The organism is Pseudomonas sp. N40(2020) (assembly GCF_014472415.1).
In the GTDB taxonomy this organism is placed as follows: Bacteria; Pseudomonadota; Gammaproteobacteria; order Pseudomonadales; family Pseudomonadaceae; genus Aquipseudomonas.
Genome location: NZ_JACSZV010000054.1, coordinates 1 through 18,162 on the forward strand (window position 1 = coordinate 1; position 18,162 = coordinate 18,162).

Genomic DNA, 18,162 nt, shown 5'->3' on the forward strand with positions numbered 1-18,162 from the left:
CTTTTGATCCTGTTTTTAAAGATCAAAAGATCGCAGCGTGCCGCAGCTCCTACAGGATTTTGCCTGTTCATTCAGCGGCGACTTTGCTGCCACGCCGCCGCCAACCCGCTGCAACAGATCACCGCAATCCCGATCATCGTCAACAGACTCGGCGTGTGGTTGAACAGCAGCCAGCCCAACAACCCCGCAAACACAATCTGGCAATAACCGAACGGCGCCAGCAACGCCGGCGCGGCATGGCGGAACGCCTGAGTCAGAAACAAATGCGCGGTCATCCCGCAACTGCCCAGTGCCAGCATCAGCCCGGCGTGAGTCAGCGTCGGCACCTGCCAGAAGAACGGCACCAGCGCACTCATCACCAACGTGTTGCACAACCCGGCAAAGAAGTTGCTGGTGGTCGGGCTGTCGACTTCGGCGAGCTTGCGAGTCAGCAGTTGGTAGAAGCAGAAAAACAGTGCCGAGCAGAAGGGCAGCAACACCGCCGGCGTGAACAGTTCACCGCCCGGGTGGACGATGATCAGCACACCGATAAAGCCGCAAATCACCGCAATCCATTGGCCGCGCGTCACCCGCTCCTTCAGCAGTGGTACCGACAACGCCGTCACCAAAACCGGCGCCAGAAAGTTAACCGCCGTGGCTTCCGCCAGCGGGATGTACAAAAGTGCCGTGGTGAAGAACAGACTCGTGCCAAGCAGACACAGTGCGCGGGTCAACTGCCATAAAGGCTTTTTGGTGCGCAGGACACGCAACCCGGAACGCGGCAGAAAAATCCCCGCCATCAACAAGGTGTGCACGACATACCGCGCCCATACCACCATCACGATCGGATAGAACCCCGACAAATACTTCGACAGTGCGTCATGGCTGGAGAACAGGAAGGTCGCCACGACAATCAGCAAGATCCCCTTGAAGGGTTGGTTGACTCCGGAAAGTGGGGTGCTGACAGTCATTGGCTATCTCTGAAGAAAACAAGCTGAGGAAAAAGCCTCAAGCAACAATCTAGAACCTGGTTCCAGATTACGACACCCGACAACCATAAAAGTGTGCGAACAGCGCACAGTTTTACAAGCGAGCAGGTGCAGAGGGCCCAAGTGAACTCAAGTTAGACGAACAGCTCCGAAGCCAGACTCGCCGCCGACAACTCTTCAGTGAATTTCAACAGCAACGGTGCCAGTTCGTGCAGCCTCGCCCCCGGCATCCGCGCACTCGGCCCGGCGATGCTCAGCACACCGATCACCCGTCTATCAGCGGGATGGCGCACCACCGCCGCAATTGCCGCAGTCCCCACCGCCGAACTTTCTTCGACGCAAGCATACCCTTGCTCCCGGGCGACCCGCAGACGCTCGAGCAATTCGATATTGGAGCGCGGCGCATTCGGCCCGATATCCGCCGGCACCTCGGCGCCCTGGCGCTCAACCAGCGACAACGCCTCGGCATCGCTCATGCACGCCAGCCACGCATGGCCCGATGCGGTGTAGAACAGCGGCGCATCGCGACCCATGTCCGGGTCGTAACGCAAACCGCTGCGCGCGCCCTGAGCCTTGGCGATCCAGGTCTGGCGCTCGCCATCGATAACCCCAAGTCGAATTAGCTCGCCGGTTTCCTGAGCCAAGCGGTCAAGCACCGGTTGCACGATATCGGCGCCGCTGCTCGACAGGTAACGAAAACCCATCGCCACCAGTTTGGTCGACAAGTGATACCGCAAGGTCTCCGGGTTCTGCCTTACATAACCCAATCGGGTCAGCTCGGCGAGCAAGCGGTGAGTCGCACTTTTCGGGATGTCGATCTGCTCGGCGAGCGTTTGCAGCGCTAAACCGCTCGGCTCACTGGTGAGGTTTTCCAGCACGCTGAAAACCCGTTCGATTTGACTGCCGGCCATGATGAGATCCCACTGAAATTTGGCAGATTCTAAAATACATTCAGCACAACGCAAAATCTGGAACCACCTGAGAACCTCACAAAAAACCTTTATGGAATGGAATTCACCGAACGCTACAGGTTCTTACCCGTCAACTTGCCTGACAGCGTGCGAATAGACGGACGACCGGACTGGCGCCACACTCCCACACCAGCAACACTCATCACCACGATTAGAGAGAGGATTCCCACATGCTATGGAAAAAAGGCCGACGCAGTGACAACGTCGTCGATGCCCGTGGTGATGATGCTGGCGGTGGCGGCGGCATGCGCTTTGGTGGCGGCAAGGGGCTTAGCATCGGGGCCATCCTGTTGATCGTTGGCATTGGCTGGATCACCGGCCAGGATCCATTGCAGATACTCGGGCAACTCACCGGGCAGATGACCGAGCAATCGGCACCCACCTCGCAAACCCGCCAGGCGCCGCCGGCCAATGACGAACAGGCCGAGTTTGTCCGCTCGATCCTTGGCGACACCGAAGACACCTGGGGCGCGATTTTCCAGCAGGCCGACCGGCAATATAAGGACCCGACCCTGGTGCTGTTCAGCAATCGGGTCAACTCGGCGTGTGGTCTGGCCACCTCGGCCACCGGGCCGTTTTACTGCCCGGCGGATCAGAAGGTTTATCTGGACATGGCGTTCTTCCAAGAGATGTCGCAACGCTTCAAGGCGGCCGGCGACTTCGCCCAGGCCTACGTGATCGCGCACGAAGTCGGACACCATGTGCAGACGCTTCTCGGTGTCTCGGCGAAAATTCAGACAGCCCGCCAGCAAGGTCGGCAGATGGAAGGTGACGGTGGCTTATTGGTACGTCAGGAGTTGCAGGCCGATTGCCTTGCCGGCGTCTGGGCCTACAGCGCACAGAAGCGTTTGAACTGGCTGGAACCCGGCGATATAGAAGAAGCCTTGAACGCCGCCAACGCCATCGGTGATGATCGCCTGCAACAACAGGGTCAGGGGCGTGTGGTGCCGGACTCGTTTACCCACGGTACGTCGGCGCAAAGGGTGCGCTGGTTCAAAACCGGATTCGCGCAGGGCCAGGTCGGCCAGTGCGACACCTTCGCGGCGAAAAACCTGTAAATGCATAAATGGCTTTTGGCTTTACTGATCTTTGGCAGCACAGCGCAAGCGGCCGGTGTCGACGCGATCAGCTCCGGGCGCCTGCAACTGAAGGCCGGGGAAATGGCGGTGGGCATAGGACCTGCGCCAGAGAAAATCGAGCGCGTGCTGATCGTCATTCACGGTCGCCTGCGCAACGCCGAGACGTATCGCAAGAGCGCCGAAAGCGCAGCCGAGATGGCCGGCCAAACCGCACACACACTGGTGATCGCGCCGCAGTTTCTCAATGAAAGTGATGTGGCCCTGTACTCGTTGCCCGCCACGGTGTTGCGCTGGAAAGGCAACGAGTGGATGGGTGGCGGTTTATCCACAGGGCCGAATCCGTTGAGCTCCTACGCGGCACTGGACGAAATCGTCGCCCGTGTCACCGATCGCAAGCAGTTTCCGGACGTGAAGCAGATAGTGATTTTCGGCCACTCCGGTGGCGGGCAAGTGGTGCAACGCTATGCCCTGCTCGCCAAGGATCAGCCGGCACTGAAGGCCAACGGCATCCGCCTGCGTTACGTGGTGGCCAATCCTTCTTCCTACGCGTATTTCAATGAGCAGCGGCCCGTGGCGTTCGATCACGCGAAATGCGCGGGCTTCAATCGCTGGAAGTACGGTCTGTCAGACATGCCGGTGTACGCCGGTGGGCAAACGCCGTTGCAACTTGAAAGCAGTTACATCAAACGCGAGGTGATTTATCTGCTCGGGCAGCAAGACATCGACCCACAGCACCCGGCGCTGGACAAGGGCTGTGAGGCTGAGGCGCAAGGGGCTTATCGTTTGATACGCGGCAAACTGTTTTTCGGCTATTTGCTGCGCCGTCACCCGGAAGGAGTAAATCAGCGGCTGGTGGAAGTGCCCGGGGTCGGGCATAACGGCGATGGGATGTTGACGTCGCCGGAGGGGCAGAAAGCGTTGTTCGAATAGAAGCAAAAGCAAAGATCGCAGCCTTCGGCAGCTCCTACAGGGGATTGCAATAGCAACTGTAGGAGCTGCCGAAGGCTGCGATCTTTTGATCTTAGGCCAACAGCATCCGCCGCAACTCGACACAATCCTGCGCATGCCAATCCGTCAGCTCCGGCCACGGGTTATCCGGCAGATTCACCAACACCGTCCGCGCGCCCGCCGCTCGCCCGCAATCCAGATCAAAGCGGTAATCGCCGACCATCACCATCTCGCTGGCCGGTACCGCCCAGGCTTCTGCCAACTTGAGCAACCCACCCGGATGCGGCTTGGGCGGCGCTTCATCACGGCCCAGCACATCTTCCACCGCAAAGCAGTCGGCCAGGCCAATCGCTTCGAGCGTCACATGCGCCAATTCCCGCGCATTGCGGGTAAGAATGCCGAGGCGATAACCGCGCGAATGCAGATCACGCACCAGTTCCACCGCCCCGTTGGCCGGCGTCGAGCCGAGCGCCAGATCGCGCTCGTGCTCCAGCAACCACGCATGTTTCTCTGCTGATTCATCCGCCGGCAACGCGGCGAGATGAGTGAGGATGTCGTCCTCCGGCGGAATCGCCAACGCCACACGAATCGCCGCGAAGTCATGCACGGCGACCGTCAGGGTGCCATCCATGTCGAACACCCAGTGCTTCACATCGGCCAGGCTCATGCCCAATCCTTGCGATGACGGATCAAGCCTTCCTGGGTCACCGACGCCACCAGTTGCCCGGCGCGGTTGAACACGCTGCCACGGGAGAACCCGCGAGAATTGCCGGCCCACGGACTGTCCATCGCGTAAAGCAACCAGTCATCGGCGCGCAGATCGTTGTGGAACCACAGCGCGTGATCGAGGCTGGCGACCTGCATGTCTTTCTGCCAGACCGATTTGCCGTGGGGCAGCATCGAAGTGGTCAGCAGACCGAAGTCCGAGGCGTAGGCCAGCAGGTATTTGTGCAGCGCCGGAATGTCCGCCAGTGCGCCGTCGGCGCGGAACCACACGTACTTGATCGGATCCGCCGGTTGCGGGTTGTAGGGGTCTTTTTCGGTGACTGGGCGCACTTCGATCGGCTTCGGGCACAGCAGTTTTTCGCGCATGTGTTCCGGGATCAGTTGCGCACGTTGCTGGAAGAGTTCCAGTTCCGACGGCAGGTTTTCCGGGCCGACCACTTGCGGCATCTGAGTCTGATGCACGAAGCCTTCTTCGTCATACTGAAACGAAGCGCTGCAGGTGAAGATCGGATGGCCCTTCTGGATTGCCGTGACGCGACGGGTGCTGAAGCTGCCGCCATCGCGCACGCGGTCAACCGAGTACACCACCGGCAACTTGGCGTCGCCCGGACGCAGGAAATAACCGTGCATCGAATGCACATGGCGCGCTTCTTCAACCGTCTGACTGGCCGCCGACAGCGACTGACCGAGCACCTGACCGCCGAACAACTGACGGAAACCCAAGTCCTGGCTGCGACCACGGAACAGGTTTTCTTCGATCGGTTCCAGGGTCAGCAAATCGACCAGATCTTCCAACACTTGGCTCATTCAGACTCTCCTCACACAAAGCAATGCCGCGCAGTCTTGGCTGCGGCGGGCGATTCAGGTACTGGCACGGGCCAATGATATGGCGGCCATTGTAAACGTCCGTGTCAGCTTATCCATGCAAGGTTTGCAGCCACTGCTCCCGGGTAATCCGATACAGCACATGTCTTCTTAACGGGTGATCGACGGCAAGCTTGGGGTGATCAAAGTCATCGGCCGGCGCGTGATGCATGCCGATCGCCTGCATGACTTTCTCCGAAGGCAGATTTGATTGCGCAGTGAACGACACGATTTCCTTCAGGGCCAATCGATCAAACCCGCAACGCAGAGCGGTCCAAGCCGCTTCACTGGCGTAACCCAGGCCCCAATGCTCCTTCGCCAGACGCCAGCCAATTTCCACCGCCGGGGTGAACGGCGCGTCGAAACCGACCACGCCAAGCCCGGTGAAACCGATGAATTCGCCGCTGTCCTTGCGCTCCAGCGCCCACAAGCCGTAGCCGTGTTCGGCAAAATGTCCGCGCACGCGACCGATCAACGCGGCACTTTCCAGCCGGCTCAACGGCTCCGGAAAATAGCGCATCACCTGAGGATCGGCACACATCGCCGCAAATTCCGGCAAATCCTCATCCTGCCACTGACGCATCAGCAGCCGTGCGCTTTCCAGTTCCAGTATCGGCTCCATCGTGCCCCTCCGTTTCCATGCCGCAAGTCTACATCGCTGGTAGGATCCTTCACTCTTTCCTACACGTCTGACAGAAATCGCCATGCCACTGCCGCTGATCTACCACGAAGACTACAGCCCGGAGTTTCCTGCGGATCACCGCTTTCCCATGGACAAGTTTCGTCTTCTGCGCGATCACCTGGTCGACAGCGGCTTGACCCGTGACGCCGATCTGCTGCGCCCCGAAATCTGCCCCAACGACATCCTCGTCCTGGCCCATGACCGTAGCTATATCGAACGCTACATGAGCGGCGAGTTGTCTCGCGAAGACCAGCGGCGTCTTGGCCTGCCATGGAACGAAGCGCTGGCCCGACGCACGGTGCGCGCGGTGGGTGGTTCGATACTGGCGGCGGAAAAAGCCCTGGAACATGGCCTAGCTTGTCATTTGGCCGGCGGCACCCATCACGCCCACTACGACTACCCGGCGGGGTTCTGCATCTTCAATGACCTGGCGATCATCAGCCAATATCTACTGCAAAGCGGCCGGGTGAACCGTGTGTTGATCTTCGATTGCGACGTGCATCAGGGCGACGGCACGGCGCGGATCCTGCACAACACCCCGGAGGCGATTACCGTTTCCCTGCACTGCGAGAAGAATTTTCCTGCACGCAAAGCGGAAAGTGACTGGGACATTCCATTGCCCAAAGGCATGGGCGATACCGATTATTTGAAGGTCGTGGACGACACACTCAATTATCTGCTGCCCCTGTATCAACCGGATCTGGTGCTGTACGACGCCGGCGTCGATGTGCACAAGGACGACGCCCTCGGTTATCTGCAACTGACCGATGAAGGCGTCGCTGCCCGGGATGAAAGCGTGATGCGCCATTGCCTGGGCCGCGACATCCCGGTGATGGGCGTGATCGGCGGTGGTTACAGCAAGGACCGCCACGCCCTCGCCCGCCGCCACGGCATTCTCCACCACAGCGCGCAGCGCGTCTGGCAGTCACACGGCTGTCATTGAGCTGTGCTGCGTTACCCACAATGGCTGTGGAACGGCCTGTGGATAACCTGAGTGAAAGGGGCTGCAGCCCATACCGAACATGGCGCGCAGCGCGGTGGTTGTTTTTTAACCAACATTTGCATTGCACTACAAATCCCCCGTGGGAGCGAGCCTGCTCGCGAAGAAGTCGGTCCTTTCAACATCAAAAGTGACTGACCCACCGCTTTCGCGAGCAGGCTCGCTCCCACAGGGATCTCCCCCATTGGCCTACGCTGTTAGAATGCGCGCCTTATCCCGCCATACCGCAGCGCACGCCATGACTCAGAACTCCACCCCCTCCTCCGCTCACGTCGCCATCATCGGCGGTGGCCCCGCCGGCCTGATGGCCGCCGAAGTGCTGAGCCAGGCCGGAGTCCGCGTCGATCTCTACGACAGCATGCCTTCGGTAGGCCGCAAGTTCCTGCTGGCCGGGGTCGGCGGCATGAACATCACCCACTCCGAAGCCTACCCGGCGTTCCTCTCGCGCTACGCCGAACGCGCGCCGCACATCGCTCCGCTGCTGCGCGGTTTTGATGCCGATGCGCTGTGCCGCTGGATTCATGAGCTGGGCATCGAAACCTTTATCGGCAGCTCTGGCCGCGTGTTCCCCACCGACATGAAAGCCGCCCCGTTGCTGCGCGTCTGGCTCAAACGTCTGCGCGACAGTGGCGTAGTTATCCACACCCGCCATCGCTGGCTCGGCTGGGATGAACAAGGTGCGTTGCGCATCGACAGCCCGGAAGGCGAGAAATCCATCAACCCCGACGCCACCCTGCTCGCCCTCGGCGGCGGCAGTTGGTCGCGGCTGGGTTCGGACGGCGCGTGGCTGTTGCCGCTGGAGCAGCGCGGTATAGGACTGGCGCCGTTGCAGCCCAGTAATTGCGGCTTTGAAGTGCAGGCCTGGAGCGAATTACTCGTCAGCAAATTCGCCGGCGCGCCGCTGAAAAATATTGCCATCGGCCTGAACGACGATGTGCCGCGCTTGGGCGAATGCGTGATCACGGCGACCGGGATTGAGGGCAGTTTGATCTACGCGTTGTCGGCACCGATCCGCGAGGCAATCAACCAGCACGGCTCAGCCACCATTCATATCGACCTGCTGCCAGGTCGACCTGTGGATAAATTGCAGGCGGCATTGAGCAAACCCCGTGGCTCGCGCTCAATGGCCAAGCATCTACACAGTCAGATCGGGATTGATGGGGTGAAAGCGGCGTTGTTGCGTGAATTGACTGACGCTGCAACCTTTGCCGATCCCGCGCTGCTCGCCCGAGCGATAAAAGCGCTGCCGCTGACATTGGTGAAGACCCGTCCTTTGGATGAGGCGATCAGCAGTGCGGGTGGCGTGACGTTTGAAGCGATGGATGAGCGATTGATGCTCAAGGCGTTGCCGGGGGTGTTTTGTGCGGGTGAGATGCTGGATTGGGAAGCGCCAACGGGCGGCTATTTGCTGACGGGGTGTTTTGCCAGCGGGCGGGCGGCAGGGTTGGGTATTGTGCAATGGCTCAAGTCCGAGGCGTCTGCCTGAACCCTCACCCCAGCCCTCTCCCAGAAGGAGAGGGAGCCGGCCGAGGTGTCTGCCGTAACGCACTGACCTGAAAGACCGAGTCGATTATGGATTCGGTCAGCCGGCCGAGGTAAATGGCGAAGGCCCCGTCGATTATGGATTCACAACAGAAGTATCAAGTCGGCGTACTTCGCGAGCATCCCCCAATCAGTCCCCTCTCCCTCGGGGAGAGGGTTAGGGTGAGGGTGAGGGGCTTTTGACCTTAAGGCTTACGCTTGCGCGGCCCGGTATTGAACACCGGCACTTTACGCACAGGCTTGATCGATGGCTCCGGCGCCTGCGTCTCGCCGCTGTCCACCCACTTGCCAAGATTACGCTTGCCGCCACCGCCGGACGTTTTCGGCTTTTTAGGTTTCTTCGGCTTCTTGATCACCTGACCGCTGGCATCGGTATCCGGCACGCGGTGCTCAGGCTCGAAGTCCGGTTCGTTCTGACGCTTCAAGGTCTGACGCGTGAGCATCTCGATCGCCGAGAGCATGTTCACCTCATCGGCACACACCAGCGAGATCGCCTCGCCCGTCGCACCCGCACGGCCAGTACGGCCGATCCGGTGAATGTAATCTTCGGCCACGATCGGCAGGTCGAAGTTGACCACCAGCGGCAAATCTTCGATGTCCAGACCACGGGCCGCCACGTCGGTGGCCACCAGAATCTGCACTTCGCTGAGTTTGAAACGATCCAGCGCGCGCTGGCGTGTCGCTTGCGGCTTGTCGCCGTGAATGCCGTCGGCGTTGATGCCCAGACCCTGGAGTTTTTCCACCAGCGCATCCACGCCGTTGCGGGTCTTGGCGAACACCAGCACCTGCTTCCACTTGCCTTTGCGCATCAGGTGCACGAACAGTTCGGCCTTGCGCTTCTTGTCCACCGTCACGATCCACTGCTTGACGGTGTTGGCGGCAACGTTGCGCGGGCTGACTTCGATGCTCAGCGGGTCGTTGAGCATTTGCCCGGCCAGCAGGCGAATGTCATCGGAGAAAGTCGCGGAGAACAGCAGGGTCTGGCGCTTTTTCGGCAGCATGCGGTAAATGTTCGCCAGTTCTTCGGAGAAGCCCAGGTCAAGCATACGATCGGCTTCATCCAGCACCAGGGTTTGCAACTGATCGAGTTTCAGCGCGTTCTGGCGGAACAGGTCGATCAGGCGACCAGGCGTGGCAACAAGCACATCGACGCCGCCGCGCAGCTTCATCATTTGTGGGTTGATGCTGACGCCGCCGTAAACCGCATAAGTGCGCAGCGGCAGGTTTTCGGCGTACTGGCGCACGGACTCATGAACCTGCTCGGCCAGCTCGCGGGTCGGCACCAGAATCAGCGCACGCGCCGAATTCGCGGTGACTTTTGGGCCTTCCATAGCCAGCAACTGCAACAACGGCAAGGCGAAACCGGCGGTCTTGCCGGTACCGGTCTGGGCCGCTGCCATCAGGTCGCGACCGGCCAGAACGGCCGGGATGGCTTGCGCCTGCACCGGCGTCGGGGTCTGGTAGCCGAGCGTCTCGAGGGAGCGCAGCAAGGGTTCGATCAGGCCAAGGGAGGCGAAAGTCATGGGAGTACCGTAGGAAAATTCAGCGCAGTTGTGCGACACGAGTGTGCAATGGCGCGCAGTTTACCCTAATTTGCGCGCTGTTCCGTCGGAACGGCCGTCGGCACGTCTACCGGCGGCTGTGCCGGACGACGCCACTGCGGCAGACCGATCAGCACCACGGCACTGATGATCACCAGCATCGCCAGCGCTTCTTCAATGCCGATGGTCTCGCCGACAAACACGATCCCCAGCAACACCGCCACCGCCGGATTGACGTAGGCATAACTGGTGGCCGCCGCCGGACGCACATGCTTGAGCAGGTACATGTAGGAATTGAAGGCGATGATCGAGCCAAAGAAGATCAGATACGCCAGCGCCAACCAGCCTTCCATCGGCGGCACGGCTTGCAAGCGTTCACCACTCACCGCACTGCCGATCAGCAGGACAACACCGCCGACCAGCATTTCCACCGCACTGGCCATCGCGCCCTGCGGCAACGGCAGGTGCCTGCTCCACACCGAACCGAAGGCCCAGGTCGCCGCCGCGAAAATCAGCAAAGCAGCGCCCAAGGGGCTCGATTGCAGGTTGGACCCCATGTTGAGCATGGCAATGCCGACAATCCCCAGCGCCACCCCGGCCCATTCGAGACGAGTATTACGCGCGCCCCAGAAATAACCGCAGAGCAACGTAAACAGCGGCACCGTCGCCACCGCCAATGCCGCCACACCAGAAGCCACCCCCGTGTGCTCCGCCACACTCACCGCACCGTTACCAAAACTGAGCAGCAAAATCCCGATGATCCCCGCCGCTTTCCACTGCACCCACGTCGGCGCCGGTGCCCCGCGCCAGCGCAGGAACGCGTACATCAACGTGCCAGCAATGATGAAGCGCACTCCGCCAAGCATCAGCGGTGGCCAATATTCAACGCCGATGCGAATCACCAGATAGGTCGAACCCCAAATCACATACAACGCAAAAAACGCGGCGATCAGCGGCAAGGAAAAACGGCGCAAGGCAGGCATGGGCAGCTCGACAGTCTGTGTCAGAAGATTGGTTATTCTAGAAAGGCCAGCGGGCAAAAATAAGTTACAAAACCTGTTTATCAGGCCAGTACACTTTTGAAATCACGGAGATCTACGGAATAAACCACGATTTCGAAAGACTGACACTTTCAGGAGTTAAGCCTTGGATAAATACGACCGCATGCTGCTCAGCGCCCTGCTCGAAAACGGCCGGGCGTCCTACGCCGACCTGGCGCGCAAAGTAAACCTCTCCGCCCCCGCCGTGGCCGAGCGCGTGGCCAAGCTTGAGGCATCGGGCGTGATCACCGGCTATGAAGCGAAAATTGATCTGTCGAAAATCGGTCTGCCGATCCAGTGTGTGATCGAACTGCGCCTGCATCAAAACGGCAGCCAGAAGGTGTACGACGAATTGGTCAAAATTCCGCAACTGACCGAGTGCTTTCGGGTGACGGGCGATCCGTGCGTGATCATGAAGGCCGCAGTGGGGTCGATGCCGGAGCTGGAGGAGTTGATCAACCGGGTGGCGAAGTTCGGGTTCAGCAAGACTTCGATTGTGTTGTCGAGCGCCATCGAGAAGCGCGTGCCGCTGGGCCATATCGAAGGCAACGGCAAGTCTTGAGGCAATGATGTTCCCTGCGGGAGCGGGCTTGCCCGCGAAGAGGGAGTGTCAGACAACACCTTTCTGAATGACACAGCGCATTCGCGAGTAAGTCCGCTAGCGAGAAGCCTTCAACCCTGGCGACGACTTTCCTGAGTCAGCAAGTGCGGCATATCTCGCATGCGCATCCATGGCTCATTGCGCCAATGCAGAAGTCTCAACGTTTCCCCTGCGCACATCATCAAACGCAGATGCGGATCTGAAACTGACTCCGAGCCCTGACGAAGCATCGGCACGACCTCATGGGTCAGCCAACGACGCAAATGACGGTTCTCCGGGGAGTAGTGGTAAACCAGCATTGCGTAAACGCCGGACTCGCTCAACATCAAGGTCTCTTGAACACCATCGCTTCCCGACAGATACATTATCCGCCGCTGATCTTCATCAAGCTTCAGAACTTGTCGCCCATTGATTTCCAACCCCATGAGACGACCAAAATCACGGGCACAGAACCAGGCTTCTGCATGCAGCAGAGTTGCCCGCAGTTGAATGTGATGACGAATAAAAGCTTGTGGTGTTACGAAAGGTTCACGGATGAACGCTGAACCAGAATCTTCTGGAGGGTTGGGCGTAGCTTTGAACATGGCAAATCTCCTTTGAACGTCGGAGCTGCCAGCATCACTTGCAGATGATGGGTGGCAGCTGTGCACGGGTCTGCAAGACCGAGTAGGAGACCTCGGCAGACCCTAAGGTCTCCCGCACACAGCTACCATAAATCGATGGTCGCTAATTGAAGCGACGCGATTATAGGTTCGCCAGTGGTCTCCTAACAAACTAACGGCAGGCTTGCAGTCCCGATCGCTGAATTGGCAGCGACGAAAAGAGGTTAGCGGTGGGGCTATCAGAGCTCAAGACGGATAATCCCTAAACTTCAGTAGGATGCTTCGTCGAACTCTACACACCACTAAACAACCCGGTTACACGAGACTTTCTGGCCGGTAGACGCCACCAAGCGCAACGGCTGATGTCCTCCAGGTTTATGCCGGTGTGCAGGGTTGATAATCAACAATTTGCCAGTCTGGCCTGACTTAAAAAGATCGCAGCCTGCGGCAGCTCCTACAGGAATTATGGTGAGTTCGGGATCAGCGGTAGCGCTGCAGATGCTCGCCAACTTTCGCAGCCGGCACTTTCTGCAATTTGCACAGCAGGTCATGGTTCAACTCGCGCACGCCATGCTTGTCGCGCAACTCTCCGGCCAGATGCGCCATCAAATTGGCCGCCATCTCCGCATCCGCCATCGCCCGGTGAGCCTGACCAGTGTGCGGCAGGCGAGCGAACGTGGTGAGGGTGCCGAGCTTGTGATTCGGCGCGGCGGGCATCAACCGGCGGGCCAGCAGTAGTGAGCAGGCAAAATTCTGGAGACGCGTGCGTTTGATCCGCCCCAGTTCAAAATCCCAGAACTTCTGGTCGAACGAAGCGTTGTGTGCGACCAGTGGCGTGCAGCCGACAAACTCGTTGACCTCGTTCATCACCTGTTCCGCCGAGGGCGCGGTGCGCAGCATGGCGTTGCTGATGCCGGTCAGTTGTTCGATGAACGCAGGGACGCGCACGCCGGCGTTCATGAGGCTCTGGTAACGCTCGACGATGCGGCCGTTTTCCAGCATGACCACGGCGATTTCCGTGGCGCGGCAGCTGCTGTTCGGCGAGAGGCCGGTGGTTTCAAAGTCGATGACTGCAATGCGTTCCAAACCGGGTTCAACTCCGTTCAAATCAATTCTTCAGTAGCCGCTCAATTCTTCAGAAGCAGCGCGCCTTCGATCGGCACGTAGCGGCTGGCAGCGCGGATCAGCGAGTTGGCGGTCAGGCCCGGGACGCCATAGGCCACCGCTTGCACGCCGTGCTTGTTGATGATGCGTTCGAGCAGCATGTCGAAATCGCCATCACCGGAGGCCAGGACGATTTCGTCAACGTGGTCGGCGGCGTCCATGATGTCGAGGGTGATGCCCACGTCCCAGTCGCCCTTGGCCGAGCCGTCGCTGCGCTGGATGTATGGCTTGAGCTTCACGGTGAAGCCGAGGTTGCGCAGGATCTGCTGGAACTGCTGCTGTTTGCTGTCACCACGGTCGATGGCGTAGGCGTAGGCCTCGACGATCTGCCCGTCCTTGCTGATGTCGGCCCACAGCGCGGCGTAGTTGAAGTGGCAACCATAGGCCTGACGCACGGTGTAGTAGAGGTTCTGCACGTCGGCGAACACTGCGATTTTTTTCACCGGAGTTCCTGTGAGCGCGCGAGCGCACGAAGCGGGATCAGGCGCCAGGCCCGAAAAAGGCGCTCAGTATGCCAGCCCGAAGGAAGGTTCCGCGAATAATCGGCCCGGAGCCCTCACAGGCTCCGGACGAATGGTGAATCAGACGAAGGAATCGTCGTCATTGAAGAACGATGAGTTGTCATCGCTGTAGTCGGTATCAGTAAAGCCGCTCTGGTCGTTGCCGGCCATGCGCTGGTCATCGCCCCAGCCGCTGTTGCTCTGGTCTGCAACCTGCGCCGGTTCTTCCTTGATCACTTCAACAATCTCTTCCGGTTGCTGATTGTGATGGAACAGGCTGCTGATCCCCTGCGCCAGCATCACGCCACCCGCCACACCAGCGGCAGTTTTCAGCGCGCCACCGAGGAAACTGCTGCCCGCCGCCGGAGCAGCCTGTTGCGCGTAGTTGGGCGGCGGTGCGCCGAAGTTCTGTTGTGGCGCGGGAGCGTTGAAGTTCTGCTGCGGTGCCGGTTCGCGCCAGCCGCCCGTCGATGCCGGGGCACTCTGTGTTGGCGCAGGACGCGAACTGCCGCCGCCAAAGATGCTCGACAGAAACCCACTGCTACCGCTGGGTGCCGGCGCAGCACTCTGCGCCTTGGTCGATTGCAGCTCGGCCTGCAAACGCTGGACTTGCTGGGTCAACTGTTTGTTCTGCTCGTCGAGGCTTTTGAGCGCCGCCTCTTGCACCAGAATCGCCTGGGTCATGAAATAACCTGCCGCCGGCTGGCGTGTCAGGTGTTCCTTGATCTGCGCCTCGGCCTGGGCATCGCGCGGGGCTGCCTCCGTTTCGGCCTGTTGCAGCCGGGAAAACAGTCCATCGATCAGGGTTTGTTCTTCGCTGTTCATGGCGACCTCGTAGATTGCCGGGGATAACGTGCCCTCGCCCACTTTGGACAAGGTGCTCTCCCGTAATGGAGACAGTGACAGGATGTTTCAACGACCTTTACCGAATGTTTACGTTTGTGTCCGCCCGCGCATCATCGGTTAAAGTGAGCCACTGTTTTCGACCTGCGATACCGACTGATGAATGCCTTCGAAGTGCTGCGCGACTCTCTGTATTTTTTCAAACGCCATTTGGTCAGCATCGTGCAGTTGTGCCTGCCGCTGGTGATCGTCGAAGCGCTGTTGCAACAAGTGGTGGATCACGCCAGCGACCCGGACAGTTTTTCGGCGTCCAGCATCATTGTCGGCCTGCTGATCTATCCGCTGTACACCGCCGCACTGATTCTGTTTCTCGACGCCCGCACCCGTGGCGAAGCCCCGCGCAATCTTGACCTGCTGGCGATGGCCGCACGGTTGTGGCCGCGTTTCGCCCTGCTCACGGCGCTCAACACGTTGCTGATCCTGCTGGGACTGTCGTTGTATTTTCTGCCGGGCCTGATGCTGATGGTGATGCTGGCGTTCGGCGAATATCTGCTGGTGCTGCGCGGCCTCAATCCGCTGCATGCCATGAAGGAAAGCCTGCGTCTGACACGCGGGCATTTCTGGCGGATTCTGCTGTGCATTCTTTGCGTGATGACGCCGTTGTGGTTGCTCAAAGGTGCAACGCTGGCGGTCTATCCAGAACCGCAGAACACGGCCATCACCGTGTTGATCGACAGCGCTCACGGCTTCCTGCAACTGTTCACCAGCGTTGTGCTGTTCCGTCTGTTCATGCTGATCAGCGAATTGCCTGACAAAAGAGACAGAGCGGTCTGACTGCTCTGGCCTTAGGTTTAAGACTCGCCCTCAGGTATGCTCGGGGCCACTTTCTGTAACGCTAAAAGCCGAGCCATGACCCGTCTACTGCGCTACACCCTGTTGCTCGTTGTGCTCGCCATCGCCGTGATTGGCGGGCTGATGTTCAGCTTGACCTGGCGTCCCGAACCCCGTGAAACCCTGCCGGTCAGTTGCACCGCAACCGCGCCGACGCTGGTGCCCGGGCAGGCACTGAAAGTCATGACCTGGAACGTGCAGTACCTGGCCGGCAAGCGTTATGTGTTCTGGAATGACCTGGCCGGGGGCGACGATGAAGCGCCGACGTTGGAAGACATGGCCTTCAGTCTCGATGAAGTGGCGCGGGTAATTCGCGATGAACAGCCCGACGTGGTGCTGTTGCAGGAACTGGATGAAGGGGCCAAGGCCAGTGACTATCAAAGTCAGCTCAAATTGCTGCAGGAACGGGTCGCCGATCTGTACCCGTGCAGCGCCAGCGCGTTTGACTGGAAAGCCGATTTCATTCCTGAACCGCACATCTTCGGCAGCGTTGGCCGGCAACTGGCGACGCTGAGCCGTTATCGCATCGAACACGCCGAGCGCCTGCAATTACCGGTCGCTTCGAGCAACTTCATCAGCCGCCAGTTCCAGCCCAAAGACGCCCTGCTCGCGACGAAGCTGCCGCTGAGCGATGGCGGGCAACTGACCGTGTTCAACACGCATCTGGAGCGCGCCAGCCAACCGGATGAGACTTTGCAGGCGCAAGTGACGGCGGTGGCCAAGGTGCTCGATAAGTACGAAAGCCAAGGCCTGCCGTGGTTGATCGGCGGCGATTTCAATCTGCTGCCGCTCGGTCAATATCGCCGTTTGCCAGCCGAGCAGCGCACGGCCTACTCCGCCGACAGCGAATTGCATCTGTTGTGGGACAAGTACCCGATGATCCCGACCAACAACGAGGCCAGCGGCATCGACCGCGCGCAGTGGCTGACCCACTACCCCAACGACCCCGGCCTCAATGGTCCGGATCGCACGGTCGACTATCTGTTTTACAGCCCGAAGATCAAACGGGTCGAAGCGGTGGTGCGCCAGGACGATACGCTTCGGATTTCCGATCACTTGCCGGTCATTGCGCGGTTCCTGCTGCCGGTTGCGCCGTAGCAACAACTCTACGCCACGAACGATGCTCGGGCATTCGAATCAAACGCACGGAAGACCCATGAAAATCTTACTTGTATGCAAGGACATCGGCGGCTACGCACGCAAACTGGCTGAGCATTTGATGATCGATAACGACGTGTGCTTCATCGATACCTCGTCGATGTCGGACAGGTTTGATCGAGCCCCGAAGATCATTCGACGTCCGCTGAAACGCTGGGCCCAATGGCGGCATGTGAAAAAGACCCTTCGGGCGGCAGGGCGGTTTGATGCTGCCCTTATCATTAATCCGGCGCAAATCGACCCACAGCAATTGGCGGCTGGACTCAAGGCTTCCGATCGCAAGATCGCCTACCTTTACGACAGTTTCAGTCGCTGGCCGATGACCCGGGAAGAACTGGCAGATTATGACGAGGTGTTTTCATTCGACCCGCAGAATTCCGAGAGTTACGGGCTGAAAAAGCTCTACAACTTTATCTATGAAGACTACGTGGCAGACGGTGAACCGTGCGAATACTCGGCTTTCGTAGTGATGGCCGGCAAGGACCGCGTGCCGGCGCTCGAAGGCCTGGCGCGGGAATTTGATCGGCTCGGCGTTACCGATTACAAGTTTCTGGTTCAGAGCAAACCGATCCCGGGCGCCCATCCCGGCATCACTTTCTTCGAGCGGAGGATGTCGCTGGAATCCGTGGGGGAACTGGTCAAACGCTCGAGGATCATTCTGGACATTTCCAAACCCGGCCAGGCCGGTTTGAGCTTCCGTTTTTTCGAAGCCATGGCCTCGCGAAAAAAAGTCATCACGACCAACAAAAACGTTGTTGCCTATGACTTCTACAATCCGGCGAACATTTTGGTCATTGATGAGGCTTGCCCGGTCATTCCGGAGCGTTTCATCACCGATCCGTATGTGGACGTCCCTGTGCAGATCTATGAAAAGTACACGCTGCCGGGTTGGGTCAAAACAGTCTTCTCGCTTCAGTAAATTGCACCGCTGGCAGCCCGTAACGCATAACTTGTGGGAGCAAGCCTGCTTCCACAAGTTATGCGCATGTTGCGGTTCAGTGCCAGGCAGCTATCCGGCGGGGGGGCGTATGTTGCTGACCGC

Annotated in this window: 19 protein-coding genes; 8 read left to right on the forward strand and 11 right to left on the reverse strand. The window is 59.4% G+C overall.

The window, feature by feature from the left end:
* Window positions 1–71 precede the first annotated feature (71 nt).
* Window positions 72–950 carry a DMT family transporter gene (locus IAI51_RS25130; protein WP_187680931.1) on the reverse strand — a complete coding sequence of 293 codons (879 nt, stop codon included), beginning with the start codon at window positions 948–950 and terminating at the stop codon, window positions 72–74.
* Window positions 951–1,102: 152 nt separating this feature from the next.
* Complete coding sequence (locus IAI51_RS25135; RefSeq protein ID WP_187680932.1) at window positions 1,103–1,879, reverse strand: IclR family transcriptional regulator; 777 nt, start codon at window positions 1,877–1,879, stop codon at window positions 1,103–1,105.
* A gap of 230 nt (window positions 1,880–2,109) precedes the next feature.
* On the opposite strand from IAI51_RS25135, the gene IAI51_RS25140 reads away from it, so the two are divergent.
* Both IAI51_RS25140 and IAI51_RS25145 read left to right on the forward strand, forming a co-directional pair.
* On the forward strand, window positions 2,110–2,997 hold the full coding sequence (locus tag IAI51_RS25140; protein WP_187680933.1) for a neutral zinc metallopeptidase: 888 nt from the start codon (window positions 2,110–2,112) through the stop codon (window positions 2,995–2,997).
* Complete coding sequence (locus IAI51_RS25145; RefSeq protein ID WP_187680934.1) at window positions 2,998–3,948, forward strand: alpha/beta hydrolase; 951 nt, start codon at window positions 2,998–3,000, stop codon at window positions 3,946–3,948.
* A 91-nt stretch (window positions 3,949–4,039) separates the two neighbouring features.
* On the opposite strand, the gene IAI51_RS25150 is transcribed toward IAI51_RS25145, so the two are convergent.
* From IAI51_RS25150 to IAI51_RS25160, 3 genes are all read right to left on the reverse strand, one after another.
* Complete coding sequence (locus IAI51_RS25150; protein ID WP_187680935.1) at window positions 4,040–4,633, reverse strand: HAD family hydrolase; 594 nt, start codon at window positions 4,631–4,633, stop codon at window positions 4,040–4,042.
* The gene (gene tesB, locus IAI51_RS25155; RefSeq protein ID WP_187680936.1) at window positions 4,630–5,499 is read right to left on the reverse strand and encodes an acyl-CoA thioesterase II; all 870 of its coding nucleotides are present in this window, start codon (window positions 5,497–5,499) and stop codon (window positions 4,630–4,632) included. The genes IAI51_RS25150 and tesB overlap by 4 nt, the downstream gene beginning before the upstream one ends.
* Window positions 5,500–5,608: 109 nt before the next feature.
* Window positions 5,609–6,178, reverse strand: a complete 570-nt coding sequence (locus IAI51_RS25160; protein ID WP_187680937.1) for a GNAT family N-acetyltransferase — start codon at window positions 6,176–6,178, stop codon at window positions 5,609–5,611.
* Window positions 6,179–6,260: 82 nt separating this feature from the next.
* Here IAI51_RS25160 and IAI51_RS25165 point away from each other — a divergent pair, with 82 nt between their 5' ends.
* Together IAI51_RS25165 and IAI51_RS25170 are read left to right on the forward strand one after the other, a co-directional pair.
* Window positions 6,261–7,181 carry a histone deacetylase gene (locus IAI51_RS25165; RefSeq protein WP_187680938.1) on the forward strand — a complete coding sequence of 307 codons (921 nt, stop codon included), beginning with the start codon at window positions 6,261–6,263 and terminating at the stop codon, window positions 7,179–7,181.
* Window positions 7,182–7,476: 295 nt separating this feature from the next.
* On the forward strand, window positions 7,477–8,724 hold the full coding sequence (locus IAI51_RS25170; protein WP_187680939.1) for a TIGR03862 family flavoprotein: 1,248 nt from the start codon (window positions 7,477–7,479) through the stop codon (window positions 8,722–8,724).
* A gap of 241 nt (window positions 8,725–8,965) precedes the next feature.
* Here IAI51_RS25170 and IAI51_RS25175 read toward each other — a convergent pair whose 3' ends face one another.
* Together IAI51_RS25175 and yedA are read right to left on the reverse strand one after the other, a co-directional pair.
* Complete coding sequence (locus IAI51_RS25175; protein WP_187680940.1) at window positions 8,966–10,303, reverse strand: DEAD/DEAH box helicase; 1,338 nt, start codon at window positions 10,301–10,303, stop codon at window positions 8,966–8,968.
* Between the two features lie 65 nt (window positions 10,304–10,368).
* Window positions 10,369–11,304, reverse strand: coding sequence for a drug/metabolite exporter YedA (gene yedA / locus IAI51_RS25180; protein WP_187680941.1), 936 nt, complete (start codon window positions 11,302–11,304; stop codon window positions 10,369–10,371).
* A gap of 163 nt (window positions 11,305–11,467) precedes the next feature.
* Here yedA and IAI51_RS25185 point away from each other — a divergent pair, with 163 nt between their 5' ends.
* Entirely contained in the window at window positions 11,468–11,923 is a 456-nt protein-coding gene (locus IAI51_RS25185; RefSeq protein ID WP_187680942.1) for an Lrp/AsnC family transcriptional regulator, read from the forward strand.
* Between the two features lie 110 nt (window positions 11,924–12,033).
* Here the strand turns inward: IAI51_RS25185 and IAI51_RS25190 are convergent, their stop codons facing one another.
* From IAI51_RS25190 to IAI51_RS25205, 4 genes are all read right to left on the reverse strand, one after another.
* A complete protein-coding gene (locus IAI51_RS25190; protein ID WP_187680943.1) occupies window positions 12,034–12,546 on the reverse strand; it encodes a Bro-N domain-containing protein in 513 nt (170 codons plus the stop codon).
* A 498-nt stretch (window positions 12,547–13,044) separates the two neighbouring features.
* On the reverse strand, window positions 13,045–13,650 hold the full coding sequence (locus tag IAI51_RS25195) for a PolC-type DNA polymerase III (protein WP_187680944.1): 606 nt from the start codon (window positions 13,648–13,650) through the stop codon (window positions 13,045–13,047).
* A 41-nt stretch (window positions 13,651–13,691) separates the two neighbouring features.
* On the reverse strand, window positions 13,692–14,171 hold the full coding sequence (locus IAI51_RS25200; RefSeq protein WP_003228475.1) for an NYN domain-containing protein: 480 nt from the start codon (window positions 14,169–14,171) through the stop codon (window positions 13,692–13,694).
* A gap of 138 nt (window positions 14,172–14,309) precedes the next feature.
* Entirely contained in the window at window positions 14,310–15,053 is a 744-nt protein-coding gene (locus tag IAI51_RS25205; protein ID WP_187680962.1) for a DUF2076 domain-containing protein, read from the reverse strand.
* Window positions 15,054–15,230: 177 nt separating this feature from the next.
* Between IAI51_RS25205 and IAI51_RS25210 the strand changes: the two genes are divergently transcribed.
* From IAI51_RS25210 to IAI51_RS25220, 3 genes are all read left to right on the forward strand, one after another.
* Window positions 15,231–15,905 carry a YciC family protein gene (locus tag IAI51_RS25210; RefSeq protein WP_187680945.1) on the forward strand — a complete coding sequence of 225 codons (675 nt, stop codon included), beginning with the start codon at window positions 15,231–15,233 and terminating at the stop codon, window positions 15,903–15,905.
* A 75-nt stretch (window positions 15,906–15,980) separates the two neighbouring features.
* Complete coding sequence (locus IAI51_RS25215; RefSeq protein WP_187680946.1) at window positions 15,981–17,060, forward strand: endonuclease/exonuclease/phosphatase family protein; 1,080 nt, start codon at window positions 15,981–15,983, stop codon at window positions 17,058–17,060.
* 121 nt (window positions 17,061–17,181) lie between these two features.
* Window positions 17,182–18,039, forward strand: a complete 858-nt coding sequence (locus tag IAI51_RS25220; protein ID WP_262410382.1) for a hypothetical protein — start codon at window positions 17,182–17,184, stop codon at window positions 18,037–18,039.
* Window positions 18,040–18,162 lie beyond the last annotated feature (123 nt).